The following is an 8472-nucleotide window of genomic DNA, read 5'->3' as shown; positions in this document are numbered from 1 at the left end:
GACCTCCAGATAAATTATTTACTTTTTTATTCTGTATATCAGAAATTCCTGTAGCATCTAGTGCAAAATCTATCATTTTTTCATTTTCATCTTTATTTGTATAAATATTTCTGCCAAATGAAACTAAATCTCTAACTGTAATATCATCTGGGGATTCGTGTTCTTGATAGACACACGATATGTATTTAGCTATTTCCTTTTGTTTTAATTTTTTTAAATCCATATCATTTAAGTAAATTTTCCCGGACTTAGGCTTTAAATAAGTCGATATCATATGCAAAAGCGTACTTTTTCCACTTCCATTTGGTCCAAGTATAGTAGTAATTTTTCCACCTTCAAATTCTAAAGACAAATCTTTTATAAAGTCCCTTTCCTTTTGGTAGGAAAAACTCACATTTTCCAGTTTAATCATTTTTCTTGCTCCTTCTAAGTATATAAATAAAAAACGGACCGCCTATAAGACACATGACAAGTCCCACTGGTATCTCATAAGGTCTAAATAAATTTCTACCTATTGTATCTGCAATCAAAAGCAAAACTCCACCTGTAAAATAGCTAAATGGTATTAAGTATTTGTGTTTAGATCCTATTAAAAATCTGCAAATATGCGGTACTACAAGTCCCACAAATGAAATAACTCCTCCTACTCCTGTAGATATACTCGTCAAAAATACAGCTACTGTAGTTATAAGTATTCTAGACTTATTTACATCTAGACCTAGACTCTGCGCTGTCTTATCTCCCAGACCCATAAGGTCACAGCTTTTTATCACAGATAAAATTAAAATAATTCCTATAAGCGTGTAACAAACTAGTATTTTAAAATCTACCCAAGTTACATTTACTAAGCTTCCCATAAGCCATGTTTGTATAGATGAGACTCCTGCACTATTAAAAACTGTGATTATCGATGAAAGTGCATTTAAAATCGAATTTACACATACACCTGCAAGTATTATCCTCAGAGGAGAAAATCCTCTATCTTCACCTATTAAATAGACTAAAAACGCAGCTACTATACCTCCTAAAAAAGCCATTATAAGCTTGTACTTTGCAATTTCTATAAATAAAACCATCGCTAAAATCGAAGCTAAACTTGCCCCTGAAGATATACCTACTATCCCCGGATCTGCAAGTGGATTTTTCATCGTGGTTTGAAGCAAAATTCCAGATACAGCTAAATTTCCACCAATTATTACAGCAGCTAATACTCTAGGCAATCTCAAATCCTTAATTATTAAAAAGCCTTCACTCTCTTTTTTTAAAAAAAGACCCTCGACAAGCTCCATAAAAGAAATCTCAATACTTCCAATTCTCAAAGATATCAATACAGTTAAAACTAAAATTAAAACTACACTCAAAATCATGTATATTTTCTTTTTGTCGCTCAAACCATATGTTTCTACTTTATTCATATAATATTTCTCCTAATTTTTCTAAAGCATCACCTATTTTTAAATTGGCGCTCATTCCAAAATATCCATTTTCTAAATAAGTTATATCTTTGTTTTTAACTGCATTTACATGCTTCCATGATTTCTTTTCTAATTCCTCTTCTACAGATTTTTTAGCTGCCTCAGGCTCTGCGTGAGTCATTACAAGTATTTTATCAGGATTCGACTTTATTATTTCTTCAGAATTAATTTGAGCAAATGAAGTCGTCGCATTTGAAAATACGTTGTTTCCTCCAGCTAGCTCTACTAAATTTCCTACATAACTTTTATCTGTAGCCACCATCACACTTCCAGGTGCTCCAAATAATACGAGTATCTTTTGATCTGATGTCTTATTTTTTGAAACCTTTTCTTCTATCTTGTTTATATCTGATAAAATTTCTTCTGCCCTATCCTTTTTATCGAATTTTTCACCTAAGCTAGATATAGTTTCCTTCAAGCCGTCTACATCGCTCAAATTATAAAAATCCGCATCTATATTGTTTTGTTCAAATTGTTTTTCATAATCGCTTCCCAACGTATCTACACATATTACACTAGTCGGCTTCAATGATTTTATGATTTCCATATCTGGATTCATGGGGCTTCCGACCTTTGTGGCATCCTTTACACTATCTGGTAAATCGTAGCTAGTATTTGGTACACCGCTTACTTTAACACCTAATTCATCTAGTATTTCTGTTATAGCAACAGATGTAGCGACTACAATCTGCTCTTTTTCTTCTTTATTAGCAGTATTTTCTTCAGTAGTTTGACTCGAACATCCAACAGCTACAAAAACTACTAGTAAAGCCGATATCATAAGTAAAAATTTTTTCAATTTTATATCCTCTCTTTTCTTTATTTGTACAATTTATGTAAATTTAAATAATTTTCTAATTCAATAATTTTAAATAAAAGGGAAAACTACTCCTGAATTTCCCCCTTCACAATCAATCTTTTCTTTCCTCCGTCTGTACATGTGATCAGAGTTATCTCCTTTTTGTCCATGCTTTGACTTAATACAGAAGTATTTTCAGCCTCTGTATCGAATATTTCATTTATTTTATAAGTAAAACTTTCTTTAGCTGTTTCTATCTCTATTTCGTCGTTTATTTTAGCATTATGCAATTTTTTAAATACTTGATTGTACCAATAGCTACTATGACCGGCGATACAGAAATTTCCGTATTCTCCAGGCATGGCAGTCTCCTCAAAGTGACATACATAGTATTTTAAATCCTCTTCGTCTGTACCTTCTACAATTACAGTCTCTAAATCCAGAGATTTTATTTTTATAATAGCTATTTCATCTCCAAGAGCGAAATCTTTATCTCCATCCTCTTTTATACTCTCTTGAAACCTTTCGAAGCTCTCTTTTTCAACCTGTTTTGAATAGTACTTTAATCCTTGTGGGATTATTGCAATCAATAACCCCACAATAATTAAAAATCTACTTATTTTTCTTCGCATTTATTTTTTTCTCTTAACTACAAACCCTGTTACAACAATTATTCCAAATAAAACAACTGCTACTATAGGTAACTTGTATTTACTGTATAGAGATGTTTCATTTTGAGTTAAAGCTCCATCAGAATTTTCATCTGTATCTTTCTCATCTCTAGTAGCTTCTACTTCTTCTGTTTCCTCAGCCACCTCGTATTCTTCTATAAGCTCTAAGGTTTCAAAATCAGGTATAATATCAAATTCTACATCTCTCTCCATTGCGTCTACATATATTTGAGTTTTTATTTTAGAATCTAGTGAATCAACATCGAATTTTATCTTTATAGTAGAATCTGTCTCTTCTACTATATCTATATCGACTTCTTTATTATCCACTAATATCCTGTGATCCTTCATATATTCAACTCCACTAAACTCTATCGTATAGCTGTAGTCACCTTTTTGTAGAATTTCCAATTGCATAGTTTCATTTAAGTAAGTTCTAGCCATATTTTGTCCTATTTCTTGTTCATGGTAGACATCGTTTTTTAATTCATATAACCCTGGCACTAAATCTTCCTTTTCACCTGCAAAGGAAAAATTAGTCAAACTCATTATCGTCAAACATATCGCAAATAAATGCTTTAAAATTTTCATTTTCGATTCCTACTTTCTTTTTTTTCTTCCTAAAAATGCACCTAAGGCAGTTATTAAACTTCCTCCCATAAATAGTGCTTCACTATTTATTACACTTCCAGTTTGAGGTAATTTTCCATTGCTAGCTACTTCAAAATCTTTTACAAATGTATACGTATTTTCAAGTAATTTAACTCCAAATTCCACCGTTGTATTCATTGGAACTATAAATACATTTACTTTTATATCATCGCTTAAAGAATTTATTTTAAATCTATAGCTTTTGCTAGAAGAAGTCGATGATACAACTTCATGATTTACTAATGATCCATTTACATAGAATTTATGGTTTTGCATTAAATCAACTCCTGTAAATGTAAGAGTTAAGTAAAACTGTCCATTTATTTCTTCTATTTTTGAACTTTCATTTAAATAAGTTCTAGCCATCTTTCTTCCTGTTTCACTATCGTGTACAATCTCATTTTTTATTGTATATAATTTACCTTTTATTGTAGAATTATTCTCTACTAGGTTGTTACTACTATTATTATTTTCAAAATTATTTGAGCTATTACTTCCATTATTATTATTTATATTATTAGAATTGTTGTTTTCTGGTAGCTTGCCTTCTTCATTTGAGCTTACAAATTTTAATGTAGATTGATTTAATTTTAAATCAAAATCAACAGTTCTATCCATAGCTGTTACATAAGAGCTTATATTTAAAACTGACGATAAGCTAGGTATTTGTAATTTTATTCTTACAGTGTCATTTCCAACATTTGTTTTTGTATAAGATAAAGTTTTTGAGTTTGATTTTATAACTATATCCTTCATTAAACTGCTTTGTGCCATCTCAAATGTAAGATAGTATTTTCCATTTTTTATCTCTAAATTACTAGTTTCATTTAAGATATTTCTCACCATTGAATATCCCACTTCATTGTCTAGAATAACTATGTTTTTTATTTGATAATATCCATTTTTATATGTAGCATTTGAATTTCCACTGTTTTCAATTTCATTTTTATCATTTTCTTGTTTATTATCTTCTGGCTTTTCTTGATCTACAGTGTTATTATCTTCCTCTTTGTCCTCTTCATTTTCCTTATCTTCTTCTGCTGAATCGTCTTTGTCTTCTTCTGAAGGATCTTTATCAGGAGTAGCACCTGTTATAGTATCATTTTCTTCTTTATCCTCTTCCTTGTCAGTATCATTTTCATCCGAACTGTCAGCTATCTCAGCTTCAACTCTACAAGCTGCATTTACTATAAAATCAGAGAAAGGATTTATCTCAAAATTTATTCTTATATCTTGATTTAGAGATTCTATTTCAAAAGTTATAGTTCTATCTTCTCCTTTTAAAGTATTTGTATACTCTACTTCGTTTCCATCTACAGTAGGTACTACCGACTTCATCAATTGTCCAGAGCTTAAAACTATAATCATGTATTTTTTATTATTTTCTACTTTTAAGTAACTTCTCTGTACATATTTATTTGCTGATGACTCTTCATCCTTTGTTTCGTGCTTTAATACTGTATTTAATTTGTGTATTTGATCGCTTTTAACTGAAACTATACTTTTATTTTGATAAACCCCATCTGCGTATACATTGTTTACAGTTCCCCCAAAAATCGATAAAATCGCCATCATTGCCATAGCTGTTCTTAATTTTTTGTGTCTAAATATCATGTTACTCCTCACTTTCTTTTTTTTGTAATATAAGATTATCATATTTGATAATCAATGTCAATTACAAATAATTATGTTTTTCAATTTTATTTATACGAAAATTTTATTTACATAATCTTCAGATATTTTTGTCATTTAATATTTACCTGTTAATTCTTGAAAATATGAATCAATTAGACTATAATTTAAATATAAGTTTAATACAGACTTTCAAGAAAACGTTTTTTAAAGGGGGATTTAGAATGAAATTTGGTGATAGAGTTTTATATAATACTGGAAGTTCTCATACTTTAGGAGTATACTTAAAAGAAATAAGCTCTCATGAAGCATTAGTTAAATTAGACAACAATCCTGTCAAAGTAGTTTTATCTACTGACAATCTTACATTTATAAAAGATATGGACCAAATGGATTTAGCTCAAGCTCTAGTAGTTGCTGATTATATAGCTAAAGAAGAATACGATGGTCACTACACTTTACTTGCTTTCTCAACTGGATACAGATTCTGTTTTGGAACACTAGACAAAATATCTTATAATACTACTAGCTTAATGCCTCTTGGTAAAACTATAGAAGAAGCAATTACAAAAGCTATCGACGGTAAGATAGACGTAGACAATATTTTAGATAGAGAAGATAAAATGTTGAGATAAAACGATTACAAAACTTGTATCAATATTCAATTGGTACAAGTTTTTTTATACTTATTTTTTTGTTTTTGGAATAGTTTGTAAACTTCTAGAATACTTATTAAGTAAGATTAATAAGCTCTAAGGAGGTATTTAATATGAATAATGTATATGCAAATCTTAATATATATTTTGAAGAACCCAACTGGATTTGTGAATATTCGAGAAAAAATGGAGATGATATTGAAATATGTAAAGTATTTTTCGATTTTGAGCCTCCAACTTGCGATGTCTATAAATATTTCTTAAAAAATTTCAACAATCTGACTTTCCAAAAAAGTGAATTTGACGCTGAAAAAACTGTATTACTTTAGGCAAAATTTTAGGCTGTTGCAAGTATATACAAGCTTAAAATGAGCCTATATATTATTTGCAAACAGCCTATTGATTAATCTATATCGTACAGCCAGCAGGTATCTTCATCAATTTTTTTATAAAAAATTCTTCCCTGATCCTCTTCATGCTTTGCCTCGTGAAATTTAAAAATCATGTCATCACCCGATTTACCGACTACCTCTATTTTTCCCTTTTCACATGAAAAACAGTATTTAAAGCATTTGCCCTGACCATTTTGCATGGCTTTAGCCTTCTCAACTACCTCATATCCTCTACTAAACGGCACTTGAAATTGGCTTTTAACACCTGATACAGGTCTGCATTGGAAAATGTAATAAGGTACAACCCCGAAAGACGTCAATTTCTTTAATAAATCACCTAAAACTTCAGGAGAGTCGTTTACACCTTTTAAAAGCACAGTTTGATTTTTGACTACTACTCCAATTTTTTGAAGTAATTTTACAGCTTTTTTCGATTCCTTTGTTATTTCATTTGGATGATTAAATTGTGTGACTACATAAATTTGTTTCTTTTTAGAATATGTCTTTAGTATGTTGAGTAGCTCGTAATCTTCTGATATTCTCTGAGGCATTACAACTGGGATTCTAGTCCCAAATCTTATAAAATCTAAGTGATCAATTGAAGTAAAAAGTTCTAATAATTCTTTTATTTTTGAATTTGAGTTTACAAAAGAATCGCCTCCAGATATAAGTACATTTGATATCTCTTCGTGTTCTTTTATATACTCTGCCATTTCATCAAAATGCTTGGCAATTTCCTCATCGGATAATCCAACAAATCTCTTTCTAAAGCAATGTCTACAGTACATTGCACATTGGTTTGTAGATAAAATCATAGCGGTCTCTTTATATTTATGCTGCATACCTGTAATTACAGTATTTTGTCCTTCTCCACTAGTGTCAAAGGTTCCTCTTAAATCCTTTTCAAATTCAGACGGTATAGACATCTTTTTTATAGGATCGTCTTTATCATCTTTATTTATAAGCGATAAATAATACGGAGGTATAGATATCGGAAATTTTTCTGATATCTCTTTTATACTATTTATCTCACTCGGGCTTAAATCTAAGAGCATAAATAAATCATTTAATTTATTTATATTTTTCTCTAATATTACTGGACAACTCATAAATATCACCCCTCAATATAATTTTTGAAAAATACATATTAATTTAATAATCTTTAAATTAAAATTTTTCTATAATTATATTATATCAATGATTACTAAGTTTTTCCATTTATATTATACCCAATTTTATTACAATATTTTACAATATATTTTAAAAATTAAAGTTATTTTGACATAATATGACCTTATCTAAAATTTCTTCACTTCCACAAAATCCTTCTTTTTCACTTATTATAAATTTATCACCATTTTTTACACAGTTTACAAAATCTCCATGCTTTAATATATACGAATAATTGCAAAAGTTTAACATATCTCCATCCATAGTAGAATCGCCTATGGCAAATGTATTTTTGTATCCGTATTTATCGCAAATATACTTTAATGCAGTAGATTTTTTTATCTCCCTAGGTAAAAAATAAACCTTTCTTCCGCTTACATAGACATCCCAATTTAAATCACTTATTTTTTCTGTAAATGAATTTAAATCGTTTAAATCAAATTTATTCTGATCTACAACTATATAAAAAAACAAATTTTCTGCTACTCTAAATTTTCTAATACCCTCTATATATTTGTACTCCTCAAATAATTTAATAATATCACAAATAGGTGAACTGAGCTTAAGCTTTCCATCTATTAACGATTTATACTCTCTATCTATTTCTCCATCTATTAAAATATTTCCTCCATTTGAAGTAATGGCTTGCTTAAAATCGAGACCGTATTTTTTAAAATTTATTCTTTTAAACTGCTCGATCGTTCTAGTCGTCGTAGGTATAAAATCGCTGCTTTTCTCTATCTTTTTTATATTTTCAATAGTTTTTTGTGATATATAAGAAATATTTTCTCCGTTGTAAATCTCTATATCAAGTGGGTTTGATTCTTCATGTATAAACTTCTTAGAGTAGATTATACTCCTATCCAAATCAGAAAATACTACCATATTATACATCCCTCACTCTCTTGATTATTCCACAGCAGCTATATGCTTTTAAATCGATCTGTTCTACTTCTACATTTTTTTCTTCTGCTAAAATCAATATATGTTTTAGCTTTTCGTCGTTTAAGTCGTCTACAAGTATTT

The 8472-nt window shown here is 29.5% G+C and carries 11 protein-coding genes; 2 read left to right on the top strand and 9 right to left on the bottom strand.

Translation table 11 applies throughout. The features are described from left to right. From ACI3VO_RS00485 to ACI3VO_RS00460, 6 genes are all read right to left on the bottom strand, one after another. On the bottom strand, positions 1–412 hold a 412-nt coding region (locus ACI3VO_RS00485; RefSeq protein ID WP_439756025.1), incomplete at its 3' end, for an ABC transporter ATP-binding protein. Then, positions 405–1415, bottom strand: a complete 1011-nt coding sequence (locus tag ACI3VO_RS00480) for a FecCD family ABC transporter permease (RefSeq protein WP_439756024.1) — start codon at positions 1413–1415, stop codon at positions 405–407. The genes ACI3VO_RS00480 and ACI3VO_RS00485, both read right to left, overlap by 8 nt. After that, positions 1408–2274 carry a heme ABC transporter substrate-binding protein IsdE gene (gene isdE / locus ACI3VO_RS00475; RefSeq protein ID WP_439756023.1) on the bottom strand — a complete coding sequence of 289 codons (867 nt, stop codon included), beginning with the start codon at positions 2272–2274 and terminating at the stop codon, positions 1408–1410. The genes ACI3VO_RS00480 and isdE overlap by 8 nt, the downstream gene beginning before the upstream one ends. A gap of 86 nt (positions 2275–2360) precedes the next feature. Continuing rightward, positions 2361–2906: a class D sortase gene (locus tag ACI3VO_RS00470; protein ID WP_439756022.1), complete on the bottom strand. Its 546-nt coding sequence runs from the start codon at positions 2904–2906 to the stop codon at positions 2361–2363. Next, on the bottom strand, positions 2907–3536 hold the full coding sequence (locus tag ACI3VO_RS00465; RefSeq protein ID WP_439756021.1) for an NEAT domain-containing protein: 630 nt from the start codon (positions 3534–3536) through the stop codon (positions 2907–2909). 9 nt (positions 3537–3545) lie between these two features. Further along, positions 3546–5210 (bottom strand): NEAT domain-containing protein, encoded by a 1665-nt coding sequence (locus ACI3VO_RS00460; protein ID WP_439756020.1) that lies wholly within the window; start codon positions 5208–5210, stop codon positions 3546–3548. A gap of 242 nt (positions 5211–5452) precedes the next feature. On the opposite strand from ACI3VO_RS00460, the gene ACI3VO_RS00455 reads away from it, so the two are divergent. After that, positions 5453–5863: a hypothetical protein gene (locus ACI3VO_RS00455; RefSeq protein WP_439756019.1), complete on the top strand. Its 411-nt coding sequence runs from the start codon at positions 5453–5455 to the stop codon at positions 5861–5863. A 134-nt stretch (positions 5864–5997) separates the two neighbouring features. Then, complete coding sequence (locus ACI3VO_RS00450; RefSeq protein WP_320624647.1) at positions 5998–6213, top strand: DUF2992 family protein; 216 nt, start codon at positions 5998–6000, stop codon at positions 6211–6213. A gap of 74 nt (positions 6214–6287) precedes the next feature. On the opposite strand, the gene ACI3VO_RS00445 is transcribed toward ACI3VO_RS00450, so the two are convergent. The 3 genes from ACI3VO_RS00445 to ACI3VO_RS00435 form a co-directional block, all read right to left on the bottom strand. Further along, positions 6288–7385: a KamA family radical SAM protein gene (locus tag ACI3VO_RS00445; protein WP_439756018.1), complete on the bottom strand. Its 1098-nt coding sequence runs from the start codon at positions 7383–7385 to the stop codon at positions 6288–6290. Positions 7386–7536: 151 nt separating this feature from the next. Then, on the bottom strand, positions 7537–8340 hold the full coding sequence (locus ACI3VO_RS00440; RefSeq protein WP_439756017.1) for an HAD hydrolase family protein: 804 nt from the start codon (positions 8338–8340) through the stop codon (positions 7537–7539). Beyond that, a complete protein-coding gene (locus tag ACI3VO_RS00435) occupies positions 8333–8470 on the bottom strand; it encodes an RNA-binding protein (protein ID WP_439756026.1) in 138 nt (45 codons plus the stop codon). The genes ACI3VO_RS00440 and ACI3VO_RS00435 overlap by 8 nt, the downstream gene beginning before the upstream one ends. Between the last annotated feature and the right edge of the window lie 2 nt (positions 8471–8472).

Source organism: Intestinibacter sp., assembly GCF_051866655.1.
In the GTDB taxonomy this organism is placed as follows: domain Bacteria; phylum Bacillota; class Clostridia; order Peptostreptococcales; family Peptostreptococcaceae; genus Intestinibacter.
This window is presented reverse-complemented; position numbering and strand designations above follow the sequence as displayed.